The 24599-nt window shown below is 60.4% G+C and carries 26 protein-coding genes, 2 tRNA genes and 2 pseudogenes; 17 read left to right on the top strand and 13 right to left on the bottom strand.

From position 1 onward, the window contains the following. Positions 1-89: 89 nt before the first annotated feature. A complete protein-coding gene (locus M2S36_RS07755) occupies positions 90-815 on the bottom strand; it encodes a hypothetical protein (RefSeq protein WP_333956927.1) in 726 nt (241 codons plus the stop codon). 359 nt (positions 816-1174) lie between these two features. Between M2S36_RS07755 and M2S36_RS07750 the strand changes: the two genes are divergently transcribed. Then, positions 1175-1483: a chorismate mutase gene (locus M2S36_RS07750; RefSeq protein WP_207831231.1), complete on the top strand. Its 309-nt coding sequence runs from the start codon at positions 1175-1177 to the stop codon at positions 1481-1483. Positions 1484-1529: 46 nt separating this feature from the next. Here M2S36_RS07750 and M2S36_RS07745 read toward each other — a convergent pair whose 3' ends face one another. The 4 genes from M2S36_RS07745 to M2S36_RS07730 form a co-directional block, all read right to left on the bottom strand. Beyond that, positions 1530-2147: a LysE family translocator gene (locus M2S36_RS07745; protein WP_267955790.1), complete on the bottom strand. Its 618-nt coding sequence runs from the start codon at positions 2145-2147 to the stop codon at positions 1530-1532. A 646-nt stretch (positions 2148-2793) separates the two neighbouring features. Further along, positions 2794-3429, bottom strand: a complete 636-nt coding sequence (locus M2S36_RS07740; protein WP_333956926.1) for a hypothetical protein — start codon at positions 3427-3429, stop codon at positions 2794-2796. After that, positions 3422-4183 (bottom strand): hypothetical protein, encoded by a 762-nt coding sequence (locus M2S36_RS07735; protein ID WP_333956925.1) that lies wholly within the window; start codon positions 4181-4183, stop codon positions 3422-3424. Before M2S36_RS07735 ends, M2S36_RS07740 begins: the two co-directional genes overlap by 8 nt. A gap of 684 nt (positions 4184-4867) precedes the next feature. Further along, on the bottom strand, positions 4868-5215 hold the full coding sequence (locus M2S36_RS07730) for a hypothetical protein (protein ID WP_333956924.1): 348 nt from the start codon (positions 5213-5215) through the stop codon (positions 4868-4870). A gap of 562 nt (positions 5216-5777) precedes the next feature. Between M2S36_RS07730 and M2S36_RS07725 the strand changes: the two are divergent. Together M2S36_RS07725 and M2S36_RS07720 are read left to right on the top strand one after the other, a co-directional pair. Further along, a pseudogene (locus tag M2S36_RS07725) lies at positions 5778-5995 on the top strand (DNA-methyltransferase); the annotation flags it as partial. A gap of 17 nt (positions 5996-6012) precedes the next feature. After that, a pseudogene (locus tag M2S36_RS07720) lies at positions 6013-6914 on the top strand (tyrosine-type recombinase/integrase). A 158-nt stretch (positions 6915-7072) separates the two neighbouring features. On the opposite strand, the gene M2S36_RS07715 reads toward M2S36_RS07720, so the two are convergent. Further along, a tRNA-Cys gene (locus tag M2S36_RS07715) sits at positions 7073-7146 on the bottom strand. Positions 7147-7300: 154 nt separating this feature from the next. Continuing rightward, positions 7301-8320 (bottom strand): protease SohB, encoded by a 1020-nt coding sequence (sohB, locus tag M2S36_RS07710; RefSeq protein WP_233686873.1) that lies wholly within the window; start codon positions 8318-8320, stop codon positions 7301-7303. A 197-nt stretch (positions 8321-8517) separates the two neighbouring features. On the opposite strand from sohB, the gene M2S36_RS07705 reads away from it, so the two are divergent. From M2S36_RS07705 to M2S36_RS07690, 4 genes are all read left to right on the top strand, one after another. Next, entirely contained in the window at positions 8518-9228 is a 711-nt protein-coding gene (locus M2S36_RS07705) for a histidine phosphatase family protein (RefSeq protein WP_063912561.1), read from the top strand. 56 nt (positions 9229-9284) lie between these two features. After that, entirely contained in the window at positions 9285-9602 is a 318-nt protein-coding gene (locus tag M2S36_RS07700; protein WP_046614879.1) for an SCP2 sterol-binding domain-containing protein, read from the top strand. A gap of 212 nt (positions 9603-9814) precedes the next feature. Then, a complete protein-coding gene (locus M2S36_RS07695) occupies positions 9815-10882 on the top strand; it encodes a phosphotransferase family protein (RefSeq protein ID WP_233693626.1) in 1068 nt (355 codons plus the stop codon). 36 nt (positions 10883-10918) lie between these two features. Beyond that, positions 10919-11686 (top strand): SDR family oxidoreductase, encoded by a 768-nt coding sequence (locus M2S36_RS07690; RefSeq protein ID WP_063912563.1) that lies wholly within the window; start codon positions 10919-10921, stop codon positions 11684-11686. Here M2S36_RS07690 and M2S36_RS07685 read toward each other — a convergent pair whose 3' ends face one another. Next, on the bottom strand, positions 11687-12508 hold the full coding sequence (locus M2S36_RS07685; protein ID WP_333956923.1) for a class I SAM-dependent methyltransferase: 822 nt from the start codon (positions 12506-12508) through the stop codon (positions 11687-11689). A 186-nt stretch (positions 12509-12694) separates the two neighbouring features. Continuing rightward, positions 12695-13045, bottom strand: a complete 351-nt coding sequence (locus tag M2S36_RS07680; RefSeq protein ID WP_016498900.1) for a hypothetical protein — start codon at positions 13043-13045, stop codon at positions 12695-12697. A 204-nt stretch (positions 13046-13249) separates the two neighbouring features. Between M2S36_RS07680 and M2S36_RS07675 the strand changes: the two genes are divergently transcribed. The 4 genes from M2S36_RS07675 to M2S36_RS07660 all read left to right on the top strand — a co-directional run bounded on the left by M2S36_RS07675 (position 13250) and on the right by M2S36_RS07660 (position 17430). Continuing rightward, positions 13250-13441 carry a hypothetical protein gene (locus M2S36_RS07675; protein ID WP_003257401.1) on the top strand — a complete coding sequence of 64 codons (192 nt, stop codon included), beginning with the start codon at positions 13250-13252 and terminating at the stop codon, positions 13439-13441. Positions 13442-13514: 73 nt separating this feature from the next. After that, a complete protein-coding gene (locus tag M2S36_RS07670; protein WP_025339704.1) occupies positions 13515-13898 on the top strand; it encodes a glycine zipper domain-containing protein in 384 nt (127 codons plus the stop codon). A 138-nt stretch (positions 13899-14036) separates the two neighbouring features. Next, positions 14037-15866, top strand: a complete 1830-nt coding sequence (locus M2S36_RS07665) for an SLC13 family permease (protein ID WP_233686876.1) — start codon at positions 14037-14039, stop codon at positions 15864-15866. Between the two features lie 139 nt (positions 15867-16005). After that, on the top strand, positions 16006-17430 hold the full coding sequence (locus M2S36_RS07660) for a GGDEF domain-containing protein (protein ID WP_207831286.1): 1425 nt from the start codon (positions 16006-16008) through the stop codon (positions 17428-17430). A gap of 1 nt (position 17431) precedes the next feature. On the opposite strand, the gene M2S36_RS07655 is transcribed toward M2S36_RS07660, so the two are convergent. Beyond that, positions 17432-18193 (bottom strand): sulfite exporter TauE/SafE family protein, encoded by a 762-nt coding sequence (locus tag M2S36_RS07655; RefSeq protein WP_207831217.1) that lies wholly within the window; start codon positions 18191-18193, stop codon positions 17432-17434. Positions 18194-18291: 98 nt separating this feature from the next. On the opposite strand from M2S36_RS07655, the gene M2S36_RS07650 reads away from it, so the two are divergent. Together M2S36_RS07650 and M2S36_RS07645 are read left to right on the top strand one after the other, a co-directional pair. Continuing rightward, positions 18292-19197: a LysR family transcriptional regulator gene (locus M2S36_RS07650; protein WP_207831215.1), complete on the top strand. Its 906-nt coding sequence runs from the start codon at positions 18292-18294 to the stop codon at positions 19195-19197. A 701-nt stretch (positions 19198-19898) separates the two neighbouring features. Then, positions 19899-20477, top strand: coding sequence for a cysteine hydrolase family protein (locus tag M2S36_RS07645; protein WP_333956921.1), 579 nt, complete (start codon positions 19899-19901; stop codon positions 20475-20477). On the opposite strand, the gene M2S36_RS07640 is transcribed toward M2S36_RS07645, so the two are convergent. Further along, entirely contained in the window at positions 20462-20815 is a 354-nt protein-coding gene (locus tag M2S36_RS07640) for an SH3 domain-containing protein (RefSeq protein ID WP_063912570.1), read from the bottom strand. The two genes, M2S36_RS07645 and M2S36_RS07640, sit on opposite strands and share 16 nt — an antisense overlap. Positions 20816-21022: 207 nt before the next feature. On the opposite strand from M2S36_RS07640, the gene M2S36_RS07635 reads away from it, so the two are divergent. The 3 genes from M2S36_RS07635 to M2S36_RS07625 all read left to right on the top strand — a co-directional run bounded on the left by M2S36_RS07635 (position 21023) and on the right by M2S36_RS07625 (position 23265). Beyond that, a complete protein-coding gene (locus tag M2S36_RS07635; RefSeq protein ID WP_333956920.1) occupies positions 21023-22066 on the top strand; it encodes an alpha/beta fold hydrolase in 1044 nt (347 codons plus the stop codon). A gap of 293 nt (positions 22067-22359) precedes the next feature. Continuing rightward, positions 22360-22545: a hypothetical protein gene (locus M2S36_RS07630; protein ID WP_063912572.1), complete on the top strand. Its 186-nt coding sequence runs from the start codon at positions 22360-22362 to the stop codon at positions 22543-22545. 336 nt (positions 22546-22881) lie between these two features. Next, complete coding sequence (locus M2S36_RS07625) at positions 22882-23265, top strand: hypothetical protein (protein ID WP_333956918.1); 384 nt, start codon at positions 22882-22884, stop codon at positions 23263-23265. A gap of 214 nt (positions 23266-23479) precedes the next feature. Here the strand turns inward: M2S36_RS07625 and M2S36_RS07620 are convergent. After that, positions 23480-23567 (bottom strand) — tRNA-Ser (locus M2S36_RS07620). 134 nt (positions 23568-23701) lie between these two features. On the opposite strand from M2S36_RS07620, the gene M2S36_RS07615 reads away from it, so the two are divergent. Beyond that, complete coding sequence (locus tag M2S36_RS07615; protein WP_003251184.1) at positions 23702-24373, top strand: Bax inhibitor-1/YccA family protein; 672 nt, start codon at positions 23702-23704, stop codon at positions 24371-24373. On the opposite strand, the gene M2S36_RS07610 is transcribed toward M2S36_RS07615, so the two are convergent. Continuing rightward, complete coding sequence (locus tag M2S36_RS07610) at positions 24354-24599, bottom strand: hypothetical protein (RefSeq protein WP_207831308.1); 246 nt, start codon at positions 24597-24599, stop codon at positions 24354-24356. The two genes, M2S36_RS07615 and M2S36_RS07610, sit on opposite strands and share 20 nt — an antisense overlap.

The following is a 24599-nucleotide window of genomic DNA, read 5'->3' as shown; positions in this document are numbered from 1 at the left end:
GCAACCCGCATTCTACAAGGGCCGGCGTTTCAGTTTTGGAACTGATTTTCGCTCTCCTCCGGCGCTCTGCCGACCTACTCCCAACCCCTTTACGTCCTGAAGTCAAACCCTTCTGGTGAATGCGTCGTCACGTAGTGCGCCAGGTAGTTGTCCAGTACCGTCTCCGGATCTTCGAGCAAACGGTAATCGGCAAAGTCATCGTTCTTAACGTGATAGACCTTCCCATCGCACTTGCCTTCGTCAAGAAACAGGGCATCGCCCGCATCAGTCAGCAGCCAGCAACGCAGGTAGTGCTCGGAACTCGCCTGGATGCCTTTGACGAAATCCCTGATAACGGCCTTCTTAACCCCACGTAGCACTCGATAGCGTTCGATTGACAGACGTCCGCCGTAGGAAAACGGGGTGTTGGTCCAATCGATGGACAGATAGGAATCCTCGGTCAGCATAAAAGACCAGAAATAGCGATACAGTTCCTTCCAGCGGGGCGGCAGCATCGCACAGTCTCGTTCGAATGCAGGACCCTCTGTTTCAAGTATAACGGGCACGATGTCGAAGAACAGGTTCAACTCCCGCCCTTCAGCCGCCAGCGAGGCCATCCAAGTACCTTCAAACAGCCTGAACATCACTATCGGCACCGCATACTCACGCTCGATCGCCGCACCGGTACGAGGAAAGGCCTCGGCAAAGCCAGGAAACATTTCGCCAACGGATGCGCCAAGCGCATCGATCACCACGCTGTTCAGGCGCGGCCGCTGAGCCTCTCCAAGATCAGCTGCGCTTGTGCACACTAAATCGTACCTATCCTTGTCAAGCATCATCTATCCCTATTCGAGCTCCAACTTCGAAATCCTGTATCGGCCGGACGGATCATTCCTCTAGCTCCGGTATAGGCTCGGCCATGATCGGTACTAAATAGATCTCTATTGCCACATTACCATGCAGTTTCCTAGGGGTGTCTGGCGGTGCTAAGGGGTTGAGTTTATTCGGCAAAACACCCCTCCTGCCCCCTCATTTCCCCGTTAGTGGTATCAAAATTGGTATCACTTGGTAGCCGCCGTTGACTGTCCGCTTTCGACCCATTGCGGACATTCACCAGAGGCTACAATACAGCACCAAATCACCAGCAACTGCCTGCCCTAATAAAGCGCAGGCTCATGAAAAGGAAGTCAAGCAAATGGATGTACTTTGCACCTCTCTGGACGAAGTCCGCCAAGGGATCGATGAAATCGACCGCAACCTCGTTTCGCTTCTCGCCAAACGGGGCCGGCTTGTGACGCAAGCAGCTGCCTTCAAGAAAACCACCGATGATGTGCGTGCGCCTGCTCGGGTTGAGCAAGTGATAAGGAAGGTTCGTGAAATGGCTGACGAAACTGGTGCCTCGGCTGAGGTCGTGGAGCAGGTCTACCGGGCAATGATTTCGGCCTTCATCACTGAAGAACTGGCCACCCATGCGAAGCTGGCCAATGAACCTTCAGCATCTTGATGACAACGCGGGGCTCATCCGAAGCCCCGCCGCTTTTCCTCACCCACTACCTTTGACTCAAAGCCGCAATCGAAACACCAGATGCGACAAAGGTGAGGCCAGCGCCCACATTTAGCCCATTTACCAGCCGCGGCCGCTGGTACAGGTAGCGAGATAACACCGTGGCGAAAATGCCCATCAAGGCAAAACCGAAAGCTGTGAGTACAGCAAACCACACCCCGTAAACCATCATCTGCACGCTGACCGATCCACGAGCCGGATCGACAAATTGGGGAATGAATGCCAACACGAACAAGCCTGGTTTCGGGTTGAGCACAGCCGAAAGCAGACCGGTTAGAAAAATGCTGGACAACGATTGCCGGGACGCCGGCTGAAAGCTGATCAAACTGCGTGCGCGCAAGACCTTGATGCCGAGCCAGAGCAGATAGCCAGCACCAATGAGTTTGATCACCCAGAAAGCGACCACCGAGGTCTGCATCAGAAGGGTCAATCCTAACGAAGCGGCTGCGACGTGAAACAGAATGCCCGCGCCTGACGCCATGCCGGATACGGCCGCTGCGACTTTGCCCTGGCTGAGACCACGGCCAATGGCCAACAGGTTGTCAGGGCCCGGCGCCAATACCAACAGCACGCAGGCAGCAGTGTAGGCAAACCACACATTCATTGGAAACACGGCTCTCTCCTTAAGCCTGATAAAGCATCCATCCTGACGGTGGGGTATGCCAATGGCAAGGAGGAATCTCAAGGATTGTTGGCTCTGATGGGTTTAGACCTGCTGAGTTGTCCAAGTCAGCGAAAAACGCTATGTCTGCAGTGGCTCGAAAGCAGCCGTTCGCATAGGGCAATCGAGCCGCCCAACAGGTGCGGCCCAGGCGCAGGTTCTGCTGAACGGTTTTCAAGACCGTGTGATAAACCCCCAATTCATGGATCCTGCAAAGCAAATCGATTCCAAAACAAAGACGAAACGGTACGGCTACAGGCCGCATACTGCAAGGGTCGCCATTTCAGTTTTGGAATCGATTTCCGCATTCCTCCGGCGCTCTGCCGACCTACTCCCCATTCCTCTCAAATTCATCAAGCGCCCACAGCCTGGCCAACTCGACTATCTCCAGCATGTCGACCAGGTCGCCGTCATCGACCTCTCGCCGCCGGCGTGCGGCATAGGCCATCTCATCGAACACTGCTGCGCGCCCATCAGGATCAGCCCCCAAGGCAACCTGGTCATTCAGCCGTCAGGTACAGACTATAAACCTCGGCTTTGGTGAATTAGCACTCGCCAAGCAAATCGTAGTTTTCCCCCAAAAAACTACTCACTGCACCACGCGATATTGTCCTGGTGAGCCTTCGATTTCGCAGTAGCGGACAATACTTTTGGCTGTGCCCACGAAGGCATCCGCGGCGCTTTCACCCAAAAGAAGCGCCGTTACTGGCACCACGATCTTCTCTTGGATATCTTGCATCGTATTCATCTCTGCAAGACGGAGGCTATAGACCCACTCGCTCAAGCTTTCACTGGACGTTGTCCATCTGAACAACTGACCGTGTTCGAGGGTTCGCGGTGAATCATCTAGGGGGAACCCCATCCAGCACTCGTCAAAATCCACGGCCTTAGACCAGAAGCCTACGTGCAGGAGCGGTTGATTGTTATCCAACGCTGCAATACCAGTCCCCACGAAGCTAATCTGGAAACTCAGATACGCGCCAATCTTTCGTTTGGGCTTCATGATCACGGGCAGAGAGTAAGCAATGTCGGTGTATACCCATTGATTACTGTCCGTCAAAGAAGCTTCCTCCCATGGCCCTGCTACAACGTACTTTCTGACTGATCCGTTGCTCAGCAGGCTATTCAGTTCCTGCTTCAACATCAAAGCGAGGACCTCACACTCTGCACCGACTTTGGAAATTAATGAGATACACTCGGAAATAGTCTTGCCTATATCAGCCATGACAGCCTCCCGCTGCATAAAAAAATATTTGTTGCGAGCCGTTCACTGAGAAAATTTCAGATGTTTCCAGACCAGCAAAACCATCGAAGCCCCTCCAGAAAACCTCTGCTCTCTGCGGTGCTAATTCCAGCGCGCCTAGTTTCTTGAAACCACAAAAAGGGCGAATCCCCAGCCTTTCGAGGCATCCAATCACCTCTTCGGACCAACGACGCAGGAGCAACTCAGAGCTCTTCAATTCATGCAAAGTATTCAACACATCGTACCAAGAGAAAAGTAGGAGGTGGCCTTTCCATATGTCCTCTCGGCCTTTTGCCTCAATACCCGCGCTGGTCTCAGGGGCAATGAAGATGTGCAAGGCTCGTTTCTGCTCATCCGGCGGCAGAAAGTTCTTCCATTGTTTATGGAGTTGGTCTTCACCACTCAAGGGAGCCCTCCACTTGAATTCGATCAGTAGCGACCACTTCTCTGTCCACCACCACAGCTCGACCAACATGTCCGGTTCAACTCGATTTTTTCGGGGCCAAAATCTCATTTCCGCATGTGTCACCGGCCCCTCAGGGAACTCTCCTAGCTTTCCCTTTTTCGCAAGCGCCATCCAGAATGCTCCGATCGCGCCGGCAGGAAGGAAAGCCAACGGCCCCATGACTAAAGCGGTGATCTCGTCTTCCTCCGAGACTCTCTTTTCACCAGGATCTCGATGCCCCAGGTAGCGCTCATATACACGAGATTTATTGTGCGTTATGGCGTGCAGCACACGTTACTCCTTGATCTTTCATTTCGCTCGGGCGCAACCGCCAAGATAAAAGTCAGCCTGTATCCTGCGCGCTCCGCCGCTTTGGGGAGACGAAATATAGCGCGCGGGACATAGCGCACCATGAAATCTGGCGTCAAGTTGCATATTGCACCCTAACCTCTTCCAAGCCCGTTGATGTAGGACCAAGTGATCACCACTGGCCGCAAAAATTACGCCCCAGGTACCACTGAAGAACTGGCGGCCATGGGCGGAGGTAGTTGGCCGTAACCGGAAACCAACAGCCAAGCAGCCATTCACGACCTGCAACTAACGCCCCCCCTCAGACGCTGGGCGCATCGAGCGGCTCAAGCTGCCGCTTCAACCTCAATCAGCGCCCACAGCCTATGCGGCTGCCCGCCAGCGCCTTAACACTTCTCCCCGAGGAATGGGGGCAAGGCTGTGAAGAACCAGTAGATCCCAGTTCCTAACACCAAGGTCCACCGGCTTTCAGGGTTGAGAAACATCCCGACCACGCCAAGCGCGATCAGCGCAACGCCAGCCCACCGTCTGCGCTTGGAGTTAAACCACAGCTGGAACGCTCGAAGCCTTTCGCGCAAATGCATCACCACTCTCCTTGGCTGGTAAGCGGCGAAGGATACCACCCTCTCAAACGATGAACGCCTCCCCGGCGAAGGCGGCGCCAGATCATTTCTTGTAGGTAACTTCGAGTCGTCCAAGAGTTAAATTTTTGCCAAGCTCGTAGTCTGGGTTCCATGTAGCCACGTTGTGCGCAGCGATCCCAACAACAGAAGCCAATCCAGCAATTGCGGTGACGGGGTTAGACATCGCAGCAGCGAGCATGCTCGTTGACCGATAGGTCGTATAAACACGACACGACAAGCCTTCTCCCTCGATAAGACTTTCAACCTTCTCTACAGCCCTAAAAAAATCGAGTCTGTTGATGCCTTTGATCTCAAATGATTCGTGCGCTTTGATCAATTTAAGAAGCTGGTCATTTGTTACATCATCAATTTCAAAAACGTTAATTTCCACAACGTCCATCCTGTACGCGGTTGATAGCCTGACTACTTTATCGGCTGCATAGGGAAATCTTTAGGTTTCATAATCCGGCTTCTACCCTGACCACAGTAATCGACCTATTCGAACACCTCGGCGGGCCCGGCGCGCCCCGCTCGTTCCGAGTTAACGAGGAGCTGCCTGCAAACGCCACCTTGCGGCTTGGAGCAGCTCACCATGGAATAGCGATGCGAATTCTGGCCTGAGCATTATCGACTCGACTGTTAGGTGCTCCCTTCCGTCCCGCAGCAACTTCCTGAACCCGTCTTGGAAGTCGGAAGACTGGACCAGCATTATTGACGCTTCAACCGGATGCCGAGCGCGATTCAAGGCCTCCCATTTTGTGGGGTGATAACCGTATTCGTGGCACTGACGGATCGCGTCCAAAATCGCTTCGGCAAACTCTGCTCTAACCTGCTCCACAGATCATTCCTTCTATACTTGGATGGCACATTGCCTCCTGCAATCACCTGAATACCTCATATCACCAACTTACGCCACCCCGGCGAGGGCGGCGCCTGCACGCAAGGACAACGACATGACCCAGCAGCACCGCATCCTGGTGGGCGACTGCATCGATATGATGCGGACGCTGCCGGATCAGTCCGTGCACACCTGCATCACCCGCCCTATTTCGGACTACACGACTACGGGGTCGACGGCCAGATCGGGCTGGAGGCCTCTCCCCGAGAACTCATCGATAGCCTGGTCGCTGTGTTCCGCGAGGTGCACCGAGTGCTGCGGGATGACGGAACGGCAAGGCGTGGGAGGCGCTGTACTACAGAGACAAGTCAGGAAAGGACATCTTCCTCGGCAATGACTTGGTGAAGGCCAAGCTGAAGTGGGCGGAACTGGAGGCCAAGTCGGTACCGAAAGAGCTGACCACAATGAAGGGGATCTTCGACGAGTACCTGCTGAAGATCATCCCGGGCAAGGCCGCCAGGACCCAAAAGGACAACATCTACGAGCTCAAGCATCTGCGAACCGTGTTCGACTCGGCGCCAATCGATGCCATCACGCCGGCGATGATCGCGCAGTACCGCGATTCGCTGTCGGCCAAGACCAGGGCAAACAGGGAGATCGCCCTGCTCCCCCATGTGTTCAACACAGCAAGGGAATGGGCCTCACTACCAGGGACAACCCGTGTCTGGGCGTGAGGAAGAACAAGGAAAAGCCGCGCGACTTCTATGCCAACGAAACGGTGTGGCAGGCGATATATGAGGAAGCTCCACCGGAGCTCAAGGATGCGACGGACCTGGCGTACCTGACTGGCCAACGACCGTTAGACGTGCTGTCCATGCGAAAGGACGATGTGGAGGGGATCTACCTGATGGTCAGCCAAGACAAGACCGGCAAGCGATTGAGGATCGTCTTGGAAGTGGAAGGGGTGAAGAAAAGTCTGGGCCAGCTGCTCGAGCGAATCATGCGCAGGACCAGCGAGCACCTGTCGCCGTTCCTTATTCTCAACGAGCACGGCAAGCGCATGAGCTGGCCGATGCTGCGCAACCGGTGGGCAGACGCCCGAGAGGCGGCCAGAGTGAAAGCTGAAGTCGAGAAAAAGCCAGACCTCGCCAACCGAATCGCCCAGTTTCAGTTCCGCGATATCCGACCGAAGGCTGCCTCGGAAATCAACGACCTGAGCGATGCGAGCATGCTGCTGGGGCACTCGAAATAGGGAATCACCGAGCGCGTTTACCGGCCCGTCGGGGCCATTGCCAAGCCTTCAATAATGAGGAAGTTTTGGGACTGCTTGCAATTTGTTTTGGGACTTCGGCATTTTCTGGCGCACAAAGAAAAACCCCGCAGACGTTAATCTGCGGGGCTTTCGAATGGTGGAGGCCGAGGTCGGAATCGAACCGGCGTAGACGGATTTGCAATCCGGAGCATAACCACTTTGCTACTCGGCCTCAAAGGTCGGATCTAGCAGCTTGCGCTTCGCTATCTCCTTGAAACGCTGAACCTTTTTCAAAGTTTGCTGCGTTTCGATGGGCGCCATTATGTCTTCATTCCTTTAACCTTGCAACCCCCTGAACGAAAAAAAATTTCAACGGGTTCAAGGTGTTAGCGCAGGCGGCCGAGTTTACTCCACAAGCCCACCACGGTGTTCTCCACCGTGCCACTGGCAGCCATGCCGATTCGCTCCTGCAGGCTCTTGCGTTCGGCGTAGTGCAGGTGGAACAGGTTGGCGTTGCGCGCGCGCTCGCTGAGGTACTCGTCACTGGTCTGCAGCTCGTCCACCAGCTTGCGGTTGAGTGCCGCGACGCCCAGCCAGACTTCGCCAGTGGCCACTTCGTCGATGTGCAGCTGTGGACGATAGCGGGCAACGAAGTCCTTGAACAGCTGGTGGGTGATGTCCAGGTCTTCCTGGAACTTCTCCCGGCCCTTCTCGGTGTTCTCGCCGAACACCGTCAGGGTGCGCTTGTATTCACCGGCGGTCAGCACTTCGAAATCGATGTCGTGCTTCTTCAACAGGCGGTTGACGTTGGGCAACTGCGCCACCACGCCGATGGAACCCAGCACGGCGAACGGCGCGCTGACGATCTTCTCGCCGATGCAGGCCATCATGTAACCGCCGCTGGCAGCCACCTTGTCGATACACACGGTCAACGGGATGCCGGCCTGGCGAATGCGCGCCAGTTGCGATGCGGCCAGGCCGTAGCTGTGCACCAGGCCGCCACCGCTTTCAAGGCGCAGCACCACTTCGTCACGCGGGGTGGCGAGGGTCAGCAGCGCGGTGATTTCGTTGCGCAGGCTTTCGGTGGCAGAGGCTTTGATGTCGCCATCGAAGTCCAGCACGAAGACCCGGTCCTTTTCCTCGGCCTTGCCCTTCTTCTGCTGTTTTTCCGCCTTGGCCTGCTGCTTGCGCAAGGCCTTGAGCTGGGCCTTGTCGAGCAGGCCGGACTCCAGGCGCTCGCGCAGGTCCTTGTAGAACTCGTTCAGGCGGGTGACCTGCAATTGCCCACCCGATTTGCGCCGCCCCTTGCCGCGCAGCCCGGCGATAGCCGACAGCACTATCAGGATGGCGATGACCAGGGTGGCGGTTTTGGCGAGAAAGCTTGCGTATTCGGCAAGAAACTCCACGTTGACTCCTTAAATACCTGCGCCACGACGGCGCGTAACTGTTGCAAGCATACCGTTGCGCCTGAGGTGCTGCCAGCCGCTGTAAACGCCGGCAACACCTTTCAAACAACCTTTTCAAACGCTTGTATGTTTTTTCGTTGACAGCCCGTGTGCCGCATCCTAACCTCGCAGCAACCTCCAACAGGCCGGAACCTTTCGTGGGCAACCTCTACCTGATCCGACATGGCCAAGCCTCCTTCGGCGCCGATGACTACGATGTCCTCTCGCCCGTGGGCGAGCGCCAGAGCCAGGCCCTGGGTGAGCACCTGGCCCAGCTCGGGGTACGGTTGGACCGCTGCGTGGCAGGCGACCTGCGCCGCCAGCAGGATACCGCGCGCCTGGCCCTGGCAGCACTGCATGCCAACGGCAGCCCGGTGCCGGCTGTCGAGACCGATGCTGCGTTCAATGAGTTCGATGCCGATGGCGTGATCCGCGCCCTGTTGCCCGGGCTGCTGCCGCAAGAGCCCGACGCCCTGCACATCCTGCGCAATGGCGCGCAGCACCGCAGCGAGTTCCAGCGCCTGTTCGCACTGATGGTGCAGCGCTGGCACGATGGCGAACATGCCGACGATGGCCTGGAGACCTGGCAGGCCTTCACCGCCCGCGTGCAAGGCGGCCTGCAACGCGTACTCGACGCCGCCGGTAGCGGTGACAATATTGCCATCTTCACCTCGGGCGGCACCATTGCCGCCCTGCTCCACCTGGTTACCCGTATTACCCCCAGCCAGGCGTTCGCGCTGAACTGGCAGATCATCAACACGTCGCTCAGCCAGCTGAAGTTCCGCGGCCGCGACGTGGCACTGGCTTCCTTCAACAGCCAGGCCCATGTGCAGCTGTTGAGGGCGCCGGAGCTTGTCACCTATCGATGAGCCCGGCTTGTTGTGTCCCTGCGGGGACGTGTAAATCACTCTATAAGGAATGCGCCATGACCTCCGTAGCTGATGCCGTTAAAAAGATGCAAGAGAAGTTCAACCCATCCGCTGCCGCCGGCCTGGACCTGGTGTTCGGCTTCAACATCACCGACGAAGGCAAGCACTACGCACTGATCGTCAAGGACGGCACCTGCGACCTGCAGGAAGGCGAAAACCCGGATGCCAACTGCACCCTGGTAATGGACAGCGAAACCCTGAAGGGTATCGTCAGCGGCGAAACCGACGGCATGCAGGCGTTCATGGGCGGCAAGCTGCGCGTTGAAGGCGACATGATGCTGTCGATGAAGCTCAGCGAGCTGTTCCCGTCCTGAGGGTCGGGGGTACCGGATGATCGAAAAACCGAAGCCTGACCGGCTTCGGTTTTTTTTTGCCCGCCTGTTCGGGCCCTATCGCCAGTCGCTTCATCAAGGCAGTTGATCGGGCAGCAACACCCTCGCCTATATGGCACCTGGCACGCTTGTCCCACACCCAGCTGACCATTAGATTAGCCAATAGTCCTTGCGATCGAGAATAAGGAAAACGCATGACGCTCACCGACCAGTCCACCCAGGTACGCCCCGGCGAAGAACTCGACGCGGCGGTCATCGACCCTTACCTCAAGGCCAACATCCCCGGCCTGGATGGCCTGCCGAGCATCAGCCAGTTCCCTGGCGGCGCCTCCAACCTTACCTACCTGGTCAGCTATCCGGGCCGCGACTTCGTACTACGCCGCCCACCGTTCGGGCAGAAGGCCAAATCGGCCCACGACATGGGCCGCGAGTTTCGCATCCTCAACCAGCTGAACAGCGGCTTCCCCTACTGCCCCAAGGCCTATGTGCACTGCACCGACACCAGCCTGATCGGCGGCGAGTTCTACGTGATGGAGCGGGTCAAGGGCATCATCCTGCGCTCGGACATCCCGGCCGAACTGGACCTCGACGCCAACCGCACCGAGGCCCTGTGCAAGAGCTTCATCGACCGCCTGGTGGAACTGCACCAGGTGGACTACAACGCCTGCGGCCTGGCCGACCTGGGCAAGCCGGAAGGCTATGTGCAGCGCCAGATCGAGGGCTGGACCAGTCGCTATGAAAAGGCCCTGACCCCGGACGCCCCGCGCTGGGAACAGGTAACCGCCTGGCTGCACGAGAAAATGCCCGCCGACCACCCGCGGCCCGGCATCGTGCACAACGACTACCGTTTCGACAACGTGATCCTCGATGCCGACAACCCCATGCGCATCATCGGTGTGCTGGACTGGGAAATGGCCACCCTCGGCGACCCGCTGATGGACCTGGGCAACAGCCTGGCCTACTGGATCCAGGCCGACGACCCGGCGCCAGTGCAGTTGATGCGCCGCCAGCCGAGCAACGCCCCGGGCATGCTCAGCCGCCGCCAGTTCGTCGATTACTACGCCGAGCGCGCTGGCATCCGCCTGGACAACTTCGATTACTACTATTGTTATGGCCTGTTCCGCCTGGCCGGCATCGTCCAGCAGATCTACTACCGCTATTACCACGGTCAGACCCAGGACAAGCGCTTTGCCCAGTTCATCCACATGAACCGCCTGCTGGAGCAGATGACCTTGCAGGTCATCGCCAAGTCCAGCCTCTGAGCCCCGACCTCGACGACGGATAACAAGGAAAACAGCATGTCCAAGACCCACCTGTTCGACCTCGACGGCAAGATTGCCTTCGTTTCCGGCGCCAGCCGTGGCATCGGCGAGGCCATCGCCCACCTGTTGGCCCAGCAAGGTGCCCATGTGATCGTGTCCAGCCGCAAGCTCGACGGTTGCCAGCAGGTGGCCGACGCCATCATCGCCGCCGGCGGCAAGGCAACGGCGGTAGCCTGCCACATCGGTGAACTGGAGCAGATCCAGCAGGTGTTCGCCGGCATCCGCGAGCAATTCGGGCGGCTGGACATCCTGGTCAACAACGCCGCCACCAACCCGCAGTTCTGCAACGTGCTGGATACCGACCCGGGTGCTTTCCAGAAGACCGTGGACGTGAACATCCGTGGCTACTTCTTCATGTCGGTAGAGGCCGGCAAGCTGATGCGTGAACAGGGTGGCGGCAGCATCATCAACGTGGCGTCGATCAACGGGGTGTCGCCCGGCCTGTTCCAGGGCATCTATTCGGTGACCAAGGCGGCGGTCATCAACATGACCAAGGTCTTCGCCAAGGAATGCGCGCCGTTCGGGATCCGCTGCAACGCCCTGTTGCCGGGCCTGACCGATACCAAGTTCGCCTCGGCACTGGTAAAGAACGACGCCATCCTCAACGCCGCGCTGCAGCATATCCCGCTCAAGCGCGTGGCCGACCCCAAGGAAATGGCCGGCGCCGTGTTGTACCTGGCCAGCGATGCCTCCAGCTACACCACCGGTACCGCGCTCAATGTCGACGGCGGCTACCTGTCCTGATCAGGCTTTTACTGCCACCAGGGTGTAACTCAGGGGCAGGCGCGCGGGCTGCTCGCGCAGGCGATATTCACCGTCGTCGCCCTTGACCATCTGCCCCGGCAGCGCCTCCCAGGGGATGCTCTGGTGCTCGACCAGGGCGGTCAGCTGCAGGCCGTGGGCCAGTAAGGCACTGATCACCTCGCCCAGGCCGTGGTTCCACTCGTGGGTTTCGATGTGAGACAGGCGCTGCTCGGTTTCGACGTAGGTTTGGTCGTTGTGCCACACCGTCGGCTCTTCGTGCTCGAAATACGGGTACTCGAGTTGCAGGCGGTCCTGGTGGTCTTCGTTGACCGCCATCAGCATCGGGTGCCCGTCGCGCAGAAACAGCCGCCCACCTGGTTTCAGCAGGGCCGCGACAGTACGCGCCCACGGCTCGATGCGGGGCAGCCAGCAGAGCGCGCCGATCCCGGTGTAGACCAGGTCGAACGTGCCAGCCGGCAGCACCTTGTCGGCGGCATAGACATCGGCCTCGACATACGCGATGGGTGCCGCACAGCGCTCGGCCAGCACCCGCGCCTCGGCCAGCGAAGCCGTGGAATAGTCCAGGCCACAGACCTTGGCGCCAAGGCGCGCCAGCGAGAGGGTGTCGGTGCCGATGTGGCACTGCAGGTGAACGGCGTTGAGCCCGTCGATATTGCCAAGCAATGGCAGGTCGAAGCGTACGGTTTCGGAAAGGTGTTCGGGTTGCCGGATGAGCCGTTCGACTTCGTAGTCGTTGGAAGCAGCGTGCAGCGGAGCACGTTCATCCCAGCTGGCGCGGTTGAGTTGCAATGAGCGGTCCATGGTGTCTTCCTTGATTCGTGGGGGCTTATGCTAGCCCCCACCAATCTCCCTGCGACAGGACTGCATTGCTAAAAATTGTAAAGCTCGCGCGCCCCCTGTGGGAGCGGGTTTACCCGCGAATGCGGTGTTGAATGTACCGACGCATTCGCGGGTGAACCCGCTCCCACAGGGGAATGTGTTTTGACGTTACAGGCAGGTCGCCGCCGCCGCCCGGCGCTGCAGGGCCACGCCGTCGTTCTTCTGCGCGTAGTAATCCACCCGCGCCCCACCGGCCTGCGGGTACACGTCCACGAACGCCTCGGCCTCACGGGTATACACCGTGAACCCACCCTGTTTGCGTGGTTCCAGGTAGCCACTGGCATCGTCGCCGAACACCTTCTCTTCCTGCCAGCTGAACTGGATGCACTGGGCCACCAGCTCCGGCGCCTTGTGCGAGTCGAGCTGCGCAGTCGGCTTGCCGCCGCGGGCCGTTTCCATGGTTGCAGAAGCACAACCGACCAGCATCAGCGCCGCGGCCATCGGCAGAATCGCACGCATGTTCCATCCTCAGGGTAAAAAAGAACGCGACTCTAGCACTGGCAAGCCACGCGAGTGAATTGCCGCGCAGGTGGCAGTCGCAGACAAGGCATGCCGCTCATCGCTGGCCCGACAAATTTTTTGCCTGACAGGGAAACCAAATGGATCCTTCCCAGTCTCAGAAGGTGTGCCGTAAACCTTTGCGGATCAAGGACCTATATCGTGATGACCCGTCTTGCAAGCCTTTCGCTGATTGCCGTTGTCCTGCTGACCGCAGGGTGCCATAGCCATCGCTACCATGACGACGACGATGGCTGGCGTGACCGTGATCGTGACCATCGCCACCACCATCGGCATGACCGCGACGACGATGATGATGACTATCGTCGGTACCGTGGTGACCGCTACTACCGCTGAAGCGTCTTTTCAACCCTGAGCCGCCGCCCGTTGCGCGGCACCTTAACCTGATGATTCCTTTGAGGTTCGTATCATGCGTCTGACTCTGCCTTCCCTTGCCCTCGGCCTGCTGCTGTGCCAGGGCGCTTTCGCCGGTGACGGTACCGCCGCCATTGGCGGTGGCCTGGGTGGTGTTCTGGGTAACGTTGTCGGTCAACAGATCGGCGGCAAAACGGGGGCGGCCATCGGTGCCGGCCTCGGCGGCGCAGCCGGCAGTGCGGTAGGTGCACGCAAGGGCAACCGTACCGAAGCCGCCATCGGCGGTGGCCTGGGCTCGGCCGGCGGCTCGCTGCTGGGCGGTGCGGTGGGCGGCAAGACCGGCTCCACTGTAGGTGCCGGCCTGGGTGGCGCGGCAGGTGGTGCCATCGGCAACCACCTGGGCGACAACAACGGCAAGCACCGTCGTCACCGTCACTGATCCCGGTGACCAAGGGGCCGCAATGCGGCCCCTTTTGTTTTGCAAACCCTGCAGTACATCAACACCCCCTTCACCACGTTCCGGCACACTGGCTGCTACTGTCTATCGTGCCCCCGTGTGAAGGAACACCCCCTCCCCATGAACCAAGAGCTGCTCTGGGTCCTCGGCCTGCTGGCCATCGTCATCGTCCTGTTCGTCATCAACCGCCCACGCATGGACGTGGTCGCGCTACTGGTGATCCTCGCCCTGCCGCTGTCGGGCATCCTCACCGTGGAACAGGCGCTGGCCGGCTTCAGTGACCCCAACGTGGTACTGATCGCCGCCCTGTTCGTGATCGGTGAAGGCCTGGTGCGCACCGGCATTGCCTACCGCATCGGCGAGTGGATGAGCGAGCGGGCCGGCAACAGCGAGGCCCGCCTGCTGGTGTTGCTGATGGTGGCCGTGGCGGGGCTGGGTTCGATGATGAGCTCCACCGGTGTGGTGGCCATTTTCATTCCGGTGGTGCTGAGCATCGCCGCGCGCCTGCAGATTTCGCCCAGCCGCCTGATGATGCCACTGGCTTTCGCCGGCCTGATCAGCGGCATGCTAAGCCTGGTGGCCACACCACCCAACGTGGTGGTGCACAGCGAACTGGTGCGCCATGGCGAAGCGGGCTTCAGCTTCTTCAGCTTCACCCCGTTTGGCCTGGTGGTGCTGGTGCTGGGCATCGGCTACATGCTGCTGACCCGGCACTGGTTGAACGGCGAAGTGCGCAAGGACGGCCGCGTGGAAAGCCGCCGCACCCTGCTGGACCTGGTGCTGGACTACAAGCTCAATGGCCGTGAGCGGCGCCTGCGCATCCGCCCCCACTCCCCGCTGATCGGCCACACCCTGGGCGAGCTGGAGCTACGCACCCGCCATGGCGCCAACGTGATCGGCATCGAACGCCAGCACAAGTTCACCACGCGGGTGATCGCCGCCGACTCCAGCACCGTGCTGCACCAGGGCGACGTGCTGCTGCTCGACCTGTTCGCCAACCACGACGACCTGCGCAGCCTGTGTCAAACCATGCAGCTGGAGCCTCTGCACTTCAAGGCCGCCTACTTCATCGACCAGTCCCAGGAGCTGGGCATGGCCGAGGTCTCGCTGCCACCTGGCTCGAAACTGATCGGCAAGAGCATCCTCGAACTGGCCTTCCGCACTCGCTTCGACCTCAACGTGGTCGGCTTGCGCCGCGAGCAGGCAGCGATCGAAGAACAACTGGTGGAAGAAAAGCTGCGCCTGGGCGACACCCTGCTGGTAGTCGGCCCATGGAAAGCCGTGCGCCAGTTGCAAAGCAAGCCCAAGGACTTCCTGGTTCTGAGCCTGCCCGCAGAAATCGACCTGGTCGCGCCCGCCCGCACCCGCGCACCACAGGCGTTGCTGAGCCTGGCGGTGATGGTCGGGCTGATGGTCAGCGGCGCGGTACCCAACGTCATTGCCGCACTGATCGGTTGCCTGCTGATGGGCGCCGGCCGCTGCATCGACATGAACAGCGCCTACCGGGCCATCCACTGGCAAAGCCTGGTGCTGATCGTCGGCATGCTGCCCTTTGCCCAGGCACTGCAGAAAACCGGCGGTATCGACCTGGCGGTGGGTGGCCTGGTCAGCGTGCTGGGCGGTGCCGGCCCAAGTGCCATTCTTGCCTGCCTGTTCGCGGTCACGGCAGTAATCGGCCTGTTCATCTCCAACACGGCCACCGCGGTACTGATGGCACCCGTGGCCGTCAGCACCGCCGCGCAGCTGGGCATGTCGCCCTACCCGTTCGCCATGACCGTGGCGCTGGCCGCGTCGGCGGCGTTCATGACGCCGGTGTCATCGCCGGTCAACACGCTGGTACTGGGCCCGGGGCAGTACCGCTTCGCCGACTTCGTCAAGGTCGGCGTGCCGTTTACCGTGCTGGTGATGCTGGTGACCGTGTTGATGGTGCCGTGGTTCTTCGGGCTGTGAGGTGATCGGCAGCGGATGGAGGCAATTTGGCATTATCTCGACCAATCGCGGCAGATTGACATCAAGTCCTCTGACGAAACAAACTTGTGCGCAATTGCTCCAGGTGCTTCAAGCCGTTGTCCTGGATTTCGTTTCCGCTTTGCCGGTCGAGCCCATGGTTTTTCCAGCCCAATCGCGCGTGCTGCACTACGTCGTTCTGCTCGGCCTGACCTTTGCCCTCACCCTGGGCGGCATCCTGGCCCGTCCGATCGAATCCCTGTCGCTATTCTGGCCGGTCAATGCGGTACTGGCCGGCGTGCTGCTGCGTTATCCCCGGCAGGCCACGCTGACGGGCTTTACCCTGGTCTGGCTGGCCATGGTCGGCGCCGACCTGCTGTGCGGCAGTGCCTGGGTACCCGCCCTGTGGTTCAACCTGTGCAACCTGGGCGTGGTGGCCACCCTCTGGCTGCTGCTCTCGCGCTTGCCGCGCCTGCACCGGCGCATGCGTACCCCCCACGGCGTGCTCAGCGTGTTTGGCGCCTCTGCCGCCGCGGCGATCGTGGCGGCCAGCATGGCGGCGGTAATGGCCGCGCCGTGGTTCGAACAGTCCTTGCGCGCCACCTGGCTGGCCTGGTTCAGCGAACAATTCTCCACCAGCGTGCTGGTGCTGCCAGTGCTGCTAACGGCGCCTTCGGCACGGGCGCTGGTGCGCGGTGGCGCCCAGGCCATCCGCCTGGCACCGTTGCTTGTGCTGCTGGCCTCGCTGGCGTTCAGCATTGCCTTCGGCGGCCCCGGGGCCATTGCCTTCCCGATTGCCGCACTGCTGTGGTGCGCCTGGACCTACTCCCCGTTTCTGGTCTCTCTGCTGACACTTACCGCTGGCAGCACGCTGATCGTGGCGGTAGCGCAAAACCTTATGCATTTCAGCGTGCCGCAAAGCGAGCCCGGGGTGACCACGCTGATGTCGGCGCGCCTTGGCATCGCCATGCTGGTGCTCGGGCCGCTGGTGGTGGCCTGCGTCAGCCAGGCCAACCGCAGCCTGATGGCCCGCCTGGCGCATCAGGCCACCATCGACCACCTCACCGGCGTGCTCACCCGCAGCGCCTTCACCCGCCGCGCCAACGCGCTGCTGGACAGCCGTGAGCAACACGCCCAGGCGCTGCCGCTGACCCTGATGATGCTGGACATCGACCACTTCAAGTCGATCAATGATGCCCACGGCCATGCGGTTGGTGACCAGGTGCTGCGCCAGTTTGCCGGGACCCTGCAGGAGCAGCTGCATGATGGCGAACTGTTCGCCCGCCTGGGCGGCGAGGAGTTCGTCGTGGTCCTCCCGGGCCTGGCGCCAGATCGGGCCAAGTTCACGGCAGAACGCCTGCGCCGCGCCGTGCAGGACCTGCATGTGGTGCAGGCCGAGCAGCCCCTGCAGATTACCGTCAGTATCGGCCTGGCCGGTTGTGCCGCCGACATGCCGGCCCCCACCCTCGACGAACTGCTGGCGCGCGCCGACCAGGCGTTGTACCGGGCCAAGGCCCATGGCCGCAACCGCGTCGAGCAGGCCGAACCGCAACGCCAGGTGATGTGAACTAGCCGGCCAGCAAGTCCCACGTCAACTTGGCGATCAGCACGCACAGCAGCACCAGGAACAACCCGCGGACAAAGCCCGCGCCCTTGCGCACCGCCAGCCAGGCACCGGTCAGCGCGCCGAGGATGTTGCACACCGCCATGGGCAAGGCGATGGCGTACAGCACGTTGCCCGATGGCACGAAGAACACCAGCGCCGCCAGGTTGGTGGCGATGTTGACCACCTTGGCCGATGCCGAGGCGTGCAGGAAGTCCAGGGCAAAGAAGCGGATGAACAGGAAGATCAGGAAGCTGCCGGTGCCCGGCCCGAACAGGCCATCGTAAAAGCCGATCGCACCACCGATCAGCACCGCCAGGCACTGCTCCTTGCGGCCGATCGTTGCGGGTTTGTGCAGCGTGCCAAAGTCCTTCTTGCAGAAGGTGTAGATGGCCATCAGCACGATCAGCACCAGCACCGCCGGGCGCATCACGCTGGGCGGCACCAGCGAGACCGTGGCGGCACCGGCGAACGACATGACGAAGGCACTGAGCGCCGCCGGCACGATCAACCCCCAGTCCAGCGTCACCCTGCGAATGAACGAACGCGCCGCGAAGGCCGTGCCACACACCGACGCCAGTTTGTTGCTACCAAGCAATGCCGCCGGTTGCGCGGTGGGCAGCACGTTGAACAAGGCCGGGATCTGGATCAGCCCGCCGCCACCCACGGCAGCATCGATCAGCCCAGCGGCGAAGGCGAACACGGAAAGCACAGCGATATCCATCATGACGCGGTTCCAGGCAGTGGAGACGCCTGCAAGGCTAATCAAAGTGCCGCGCTTGTGTTGAAATGCCACATTGCGAAAACTGCAACGAGGAGCAGGCAATGGCATTGGACATGCTGCGGGAAATCCAGGCGTTCGTCAGCGTGGCGCACAAGCGCAGCTTCGTTGCCGCCGCCCGCGCCCTGGGGCGCTCCCCCAGCGCAGTAACCCGCGCGGTACAAACCCTGGAAGACAACGCAGGGAGCAAACTGCTCAACCGCAACGCCAACGCCGTGACCCTGACCGAAGCCGGCGAGCGCCTGCTGCCCCATGCCGAACGCTTGCTGGATGTGCAACGTGATGCCGCCGACGAACTGGCCGCGCTCAGCGGCAGCGCACAAGGCTGGATCCGCTTCGCCGTACCGCAGGTGCTGGGTGAACATGTGCTGCCCCAGGTGCTTGCCGAGTTTTCCCGCTGCCACCCCCAGGTAACCCTGGACGTGCAGTACAGCGACGGGGCGTTGGACCCACTGCAAGGCAAGTTCGATTTCGTGGTGCGCGGCGCCTTCCCGCAGTCGAGCGAGCTGATCGGCTACCCGCTGTGGGATTACCGGCGCCACCTGTATGCGAGCCCTGAATACCTGGCCCTGGCCGGCACGCCACAACAACCCGAGGACCTCGAAGGCCACGCGCTGATCCTGCACACCGCCCCGCGCATCCTCAAGGCCTGGCACTTCTGCCGCGACGGCCAGATCACCAGCCTGCGCCCCAGGCCCAGGCTGCGGCTGGACTCAGGCGACGCGGTGTACCACAGCACACTGGCCGGTGCCGGCATCGCCCGCCTGGCCGCCTGGGTTGGCGAAGCGCAGGTCAAGGCCGGGCGGCTGGTGCGGGTATGCCCGCAATACCGCCTGACCTCCAGCAACGGCCAGGACCCGCAGATGCATGCCGTGTACCCCGCCGGCGAGCTGCCGGCGCGGGTGCGCGACCTGCTGGTGGCCCTACGCCGCGCCGGCCTGGCCTACTGAAACACCCCCCTGAAACGGCTGTTCAAATTCTGCTCAATTTAACAGAGCCCGCCGTGGGCCTGGCTTGCAGCACTTTATCCACAGACCTACCCACGTTTTTTGTGGACAGATTTCCCAGTGCAAAGAATGACTTATCGTACAAATCGGTAGGGTGAATCGGCCAACAACGAAGAGCAATGGGCCCGCCCGGAGGACAGGCAGGCCACGGGGAATTTGGATGATGAACGTCAGCTTGGCGGAATGGTGCCAAGAATACCAATCAGAATGGTCAGCAGCAGAAAACCACCCAGGAATAGCGCAAGCTTGCCCATTGGAACCTCTACAAGTGTGATGCGGGAATGGACATATTGTCGGGTGTGAGCTGATACGGTTACAGATTCAGGTTTGTGGAAAAAAAGCGGATCAGATGCAACGGCGCCGATTCTTTGTGGGAGCGGGCGTGTCGAGGCGTCGAACCGCCGCGAACACCGGCGAAGCCGGTGCCAGGCACCGCGTTGGATTCTTCGCGGGCACGCCCGCTCCCACACGGTACGCGGACCGCTTGCGCACTGAGTTCTCTGCGCGACAGCGCAGCCCAAAGGGCTGGGTAATCTCCCACAAGAGCAACGCACCAGCCCCTTACGCGTGACAGCAATTTTTTGCAGTCATCCACGCTGTGCTAGGGTCAAGCGCCCGAACCTGCCAAGGAGTGCCATCCCGTCATGACCGCTTTCGCGACCAACGCTACCCTGTTGTTGATTGACCTTCAGGTTGGCATCCACCACCCGCGCCTAGGCCGGCGTAACAACCCCGAGGCCGAACTGCGTATAGGCGAGCTGCTGGCCGCGTGGCGTCAGTCAGGGCGCCCGGTGATCCATGTGCGCCACCTGTCCCGCTCGGTGGACTCGGTGTTCTGGCCAGGCCAGTCCGGTTGCGAATTCCAGCCCGCATTCACCCCGCTGGCCAGCGAAACCGTGTTCGACAAACATGTGCCCGATGCCTTCGCCAACTCCGGCCTGGAGCGCTGGTTGCACGCGCGCAGCATCAACGAGCTGGTCATCACCGGGGTAATTACCAACAATTCCGTGGAATCCAGCGCACGCTCGGCGGGCAATCTCGGTTTCGATGTGGTGGTAGTAGAGGATGCCTGCTTCACCTTTGACCAGCACGACCTGCAAGGCCGGCTTTGGCCCGCGGAGGATGTACATGCGCTGTCATTGAGCAACCTGGCTCTGGATTACGCGCGCATTCTGCGCACGGAGCAGGTACTGGCCGGAGGCGCGCTTCAGGACAGCCGCTGAAGCTTCTGCGCAGGCAACCAGCCAAACTCGTCATCGCCATGGCGCCGACACCAGACCCAGCCATTGAGCGGGCGCACCATCTGCACCAACTGCCCTGGGTCGGCATCCAGTTCATGCGCCGAATAGTGGTCCAGCGCCCTGCCCTTGCACACGCTGAGGCGCTCGATCAATTGGGCCGGCACCCAGCCCGGCTCCTGGCCGGCGCAGGTGCACAGGTACCAGTCCTGCCAGCCTGGCTCGCCCTCGTAGCGCGGGCCGATATCCAGCAGAGTGCCCTTGGCGAAGCGGATGGGCCGCGGGTACTCACTGCGATGAGGTGCTATCACGACGTAATGCATGGGCCTCTCCCTGCCCGGGAAACCTATCGATCGTAGCAGAAGCGGCAAAAACCGCTGCCACCCGGTATTTGTATCTTCATGTGTACAAATTGGGACCTGATACACAACAACGTTTCCTGCAGGCTGCGCGGACACATCCTCGATACAGCCGTCATCTTTACTGGCCCCCATCAACCCGCACCGATGGCCTCGCCAAGGAGATGCCCGATGTCTGCCCGCCACTCGACCACCACCCTGCCACACCGCTTCAGCCGTACACTGCTCGCCTGTGCCCTGCTGCCACTTGGCCTGCTGGCGGCGAACATCGCCACGGCTGCACCACAGCAGCCCCAGCCAGCCGCCACAGCGGCAGATGACTTCGGCCCGCTGAAACACGTCAACGCTGGCGTGCTCGATGTGGCCTACGTAGAGCAAGGCCCGGCCGACGGACCGGTGGTGATCCTGCTGCATGGCTGGCCGTATGACATTCACAGTTTTGAACAAGTTGCACCCGCCCTGGCAGCAAAAGGCTACCGGGTGCTAGTGCCCTACGTACGTGGTTACGGCCAAACCCGCTTCCTGTCTGCAGCAACCCCACGCAACGCCCAGCCCGCGGCGCTGGCCAGCGATGTGATCGCCTTCATGGACGCGCTGCATATCCAGCGCGCCGTGCTCGCCGGCTTCGACTGGGGCGCACGCACCGCCGACATCGTCTCGGCACTGTGGCCCGAGCGGGTGAAGGCACTGGTGTCGGTCAGCGGCTACCTGATCAGCAGCCAGGAAGCCGCCAAGGCCCCCCTGCCCCCCAGCGCCGAGTTGCAGTGGTGGTACCAGTACTACTTCGCCACCGCGCGCGGCCAGGCCGGCTATGACAAGAACCGCCATGCCTTCGCCAAGCTGATCTGGCAAACCGCCTCGCCCAAGTGGGCCTTCGACGACGCCACCTTCGAGCGTAGCGCCAAGGCCCTGGACAACCCCGACCAGGTGGCGATTACCGTGCACAACTACCGCTGGCGGCTGGGCCTGGCCCAGGGCGAAACACGCTACGACCCGCTCGAGGCCAAACTGGCCAGTTTCCCCAGCATCGGCGTACCGACCATCACCCTGGAAGGCGACGCCAACGGCGCCCCGCACCCGCCGGCCGAAGCCTATGCGCAGCGCTTTACCGGCAAGTACGAGTACCGGCTGATCAGCGGCGGCGTCGGCCACAACCTGCCGCAGGAAGCGCCGCAAGCGTTCACCCAGGCAGTGGTGGATGCGGATCACCTTTAGTTTTCGGGGCAGCAATTGCTACATAAGATTTCGAAAAGCACGACACGCCTTCGATTGAGCCGCGTTGAAGGCGGGCATTGCGGAAACTGCTTGTTCCCAGCTACTACGCGGTGTTGAGCCGGGTTTGAAAGACATGTCTTGAAACGTAGCCTGTAGGATCTTTTACCGCGCAATGTAGGAAGAATCGATGCAGTGGGCTTTGCCTGTATGAAACATCAGTTTCTCCAGCAAATTCCAGCTGCTACGGTCCAGTTTTCCTACAACGGCACGGAGGCCTACAGCATGAGAAAAGCATGGACCCGTTCAATGCCTCGGCCCTGAAACTGCAGAAAAATTTGCTTAACCTGCGCCTTGAGCGCGATCGCCTGAGAAGGGAGGGCAAGGACAAGGAAGCGGACGAACTCGCGGCACCGATCGAGCGGATAGAGGCGGCTATTCGGCAATTACCGGATGACATGAAGCCAGTGACCCTGCAATAGAACCTGTGGGAGCGGGCATGCCCGCGAAGAATGCAACACGGTGCATGACACCGGCTGCGCCGGTGTTCGCGGCTGAAGCCGCTCCCACAGGTACAGGGCAGACCTCAAGCTTTACGCAGCTCCTGCAGAACATTACCCACCTCCGCGCTGCGTCACTGATCGTGAACATCAACGTCCGCGGTTTTGTGGGTGACGGGATCTACCTCTTCTACTAGGATGCCCACGTCTGCATCATCCCGGAGAACCCCAGGCACAAGGATCGGCTCATCCGCCTGGACGTAACCTGTATCCAGGCCCTGCAGCAGCATTCACCCATTACATCTATCGGGATCACCAGTGTCACGTATCAAAAAGCTTGGTGTTTTTATCATTCTGCTCGTTGGTTCCGGCTATGCAGCTGTCGAATGGAAGAGGCACGCAGACTTTGAAAAGACCGGGGAGGACCTGGTCCGCCAGCTGGGCTTACAAATCGTTACCAATCTTGGGCAGATGAACGCCACCTGCAGGTCCGTGGCCAGGATTGACTCGGTCGCCCTTGATACTGACGGGCTGCTTGGCATGAAGGGGTCGGCCGTTCTGTACATTACCGGGAAGAACGACAGCGCTATTTCCATCAACTACCGCATGGAAACGGTGGGAGACAAGGTTTGGGTCCGGCCTACGGATCAGATTTCCGCGCAGTTGTCAGTGATGCAATTTGGCTTGAGAGGCTGCGGCTAGCGCTCAGTAACCAGCGAGGAGCCCGCCTCGGCGGGCTTTTTCGTGCCTGTCAGAATGGGATGACGCCAGGAAGGAAGTTGGAGCCTTGGCGAAACCGACCAAGTAAGAAGTATCGGAAGCGCTTGCGAAACAATCCATTCCCACGGACGTTCCCAAGGATGGCTTACTATGCCCCAAAAACGCAAAAAGCCCTGAATAATCAGGGCTTTGAATATGGCGGAAGCGTAGAGATTCGAACTCTAGGATAGTTGCCCATCGACGGTTTTCAAGACCGTTGCCTTAAACCACTCGGCCACGCTTCCAGCTCGTTTTGCGGCCGCCATCATACCGTAATGAAACAAGCTGTCAAACTCTCTGTGTCGCGGGTTGTGGGAGCTCTGATAGACTCCTAGCATCTGAACGTTTGAAAACCACAGGTTTACCAAGGAGTGTCGCCATGCGCGAACAGGATTACGCCGTACACCACGGCCAGCAGGTCGAGCAGCAGGAGATCAGCAAGGTCCTGCGCAACACGTACAGCCTGCTGGCACTTACCCTCGCCTTCAGCGGTGTCATGGCCTTCGTGGCCCAGCAGATGCGCGTCGGCTACCCGAACGTGTTCGTGGTGCTGATCGGCTTCTACGGGCTGTTCTTCCTTACCAACAAACTGCGTGACTCGGCCTGGGGCCTGGTCTCTACCTTCGCCCTCACCGGCTTCATGGGCTTCATCCTCGGTCCTATCCTCAACCGTTACCTGGGCATGGCCGGTGGCGCCGAGGTGGTCAGCTCGGCGTTTGCCATGACTGCACTGGTGTTCGGTGGCCTGTCGGCCTATGTGCTGATCACCCGCAAGGACATGAGCTTCCTCAGCGGCTTCATCACTGCGGGCTTCTTTGTCCTGCTGGGTGCTGTCGTGGCTAGCTTCTTCTTCCAGATCAGCGGCCTGCAACTGGCGATCAGCGCTGGCTTCGTGCTGTTCTCGTCGGTCTGCATCCTGTTCCAGACCAGCGCGATCATTCATGGTGGCGAGCGTAACTACATCATGGCGACCATCAGCCTGTATGTGTCGATCTACAACCTGTTTGTCAGCCTGCTGCAGCTGTTTGGCATCATGGGTCGTGATGACTGATTGATTGCTGCGTGAGAAAGCCCGCTTCGGCGGGCTTTTTTGTGGGAGCGGGTTCACCCGCGAACACCGGCGCAGCCGGTGCCAGGCACCGCGTTGGTTTCTTCGCGGGTGAACCCGCTCCCACCGGGTCCGCGCAGGTTTCAGGCTTATGCTCTACCTGCTGAAGCATATAGCGCTCAATAACTGACCATAAAGTCAGATAATAAGGCGCATGGTCGTCGATCAT

The sequence above is a fragment of the Pseudomonas sp. SF2 genome (genome assembly GCF_036858055.1).
GTDB lineage: Bacteria > Pseudomonadota > Gammaproteobacteria > Pseudomonadales > Pseudomonadaceae > Aquipseudomonas.
Note: the sequence above shows the minus strand (reverse complement) of the source record. Positions and strands in the feature narration are given on the sequence as shown.

Bases quoted from the DNA above. Each gene is read 5' to 3' on its own strand.
- M2S36_RS07670 (WP_025339704.1), top strand. From the start codon at position 13,515: ATGCGTCTGACTCTGCCTTCCCTTGCCCTCGGCCTGCTGCTGTGCCAG.
- M2S36_RS07650 (WP_207831215.1), top strand. From the start codon at position 18,292: ATGGCATTGGACATGCTGCGGGAAATCCAGGCGTTCGTCAGCGTGGCG.
- M2S36_RS07685 (WP_333956923.1), bottom strand. From the start codon at position 12,508: ATGGACCGCTCATTGCAACTCAACCGCGCCAGCTGGGATGAACGTGCT.
- M2S36_RS07750 (WP_207831231.1), top strand. From the start codon at position 1,175: ATGGATGTACTTTGCACCTCTCTGGACGAAGTCCGCCAAGGGATCGAT.
- M2S36_RS07645 (WP_333956921.1), top strand. From the start codon at position 19,899: ATGACCGCTTTCGCGACCAACGCTACCCTGTTGTTGATTGACCTTCAG.
- M2S36_RS07665 (WP_233686876.1), top strand. From the start codon at position 14,037: ATGAACCAAGAGCTGCTCTGGGTCCTCGGCCTGCTGGCCATCGTCATC.
- M2S36_RS07630 (WP_063912572.1), top strand. From the start codon at position 22,360: ATGGACCCGTTCAATGCCTCGGCCCTGAAACTGCAGAAAAATTTGCTT.
- M2S36_RS07640 (WP_063912570.1), bottom strand. From the start codon at position 20,815: ATGCATTACGTCGTGATAGCACCTCATCGCAGTGAGTACCCGCGGCCC.
- M2S36_RS07755 (WP_333956927.1), bottom strand. From the start codon at position 815: ATGCTTGACAAGGATAGGTACGATTTAGTGTGCACAAGCGCAGCTGAT.
- M2S36_RS07615 (WP_003251184.1), top strand. From the start codon at position 23,702: ATGCGCGAACAGGATTACGCCGTACACCACGGCCAGCAGGTCGAGCAG.
- M2S36_RS07680 (WP_016498900.1), bottom strand. From the start codon at position 13,045: ATGCGTGCGATTCTGCCGATGGCCGCGGCGCTGATGCTGGTCGGTTGT.
- M2S36_RS07675 (WP_003257401.1), top strand. From the start codon at position 13,250: ATGACCCGTCTTGCAAGCCTTTCGCTGATTGCCGTTGTCCTGCTGACC.
- M2S36_RS07690 (WP_063912563.1), top strand. From the start codon at position 10,919: ATGTCCAAGACCCACCTGTTCGACCTCGACGGCAAGATTGCCTTCGTT.
- M2S36_RS07745 (WP_267955790.1), bottom strand. From the start codon at position 2,147: ATGAATGTGTGGTTTGCCTACACTGCTGCCTGCGTGCTGTTGGTATTG.
- M2S36_RS07655 (WP_207831217.1), bottom strand. From the start codon at position 18,193: ATGATGGATATCGCTGTGCTTTCCGTGTTCGCCTTCGCCGCTGGGCTG.
- M2S36_RS07740 (WP_333956926.1), bottom strand. From the start codon at position 3,429: ATGGCTGATATAGGCAAGACTATTTCCGAGTGTATCTCATTAATTTCC.
- M2S36_RS07610 (WP_207831308.1), bottom strand. From the start codon at position 24,599: ATGATCGACGACCATGCGCCTTATTATCTGACTTTATGGTCAGTTATT.
- M2S36_RS07695 (WP_233693626.1), top strand. From the start codon at position 9,815: ATGACGCTCACCGACCAGTCCACCCAGGTACGCCCCGGCGAAGAACTC.
- M2S36_RS07700 (WP_046614879.1), top strand. From the start codon at position 9,285: ATGACCTCCGTAGCTGATGCCGTTAAAAAGATGCAAGAGAAGTTCAAC.
- M2S36_RS07635 (WP_333956920.1), top strand. From the start codon at position 21,023: ATGTCTGCCCGCCACTCGACCACCACCCTGCCACACCGCTTCAGCCGT.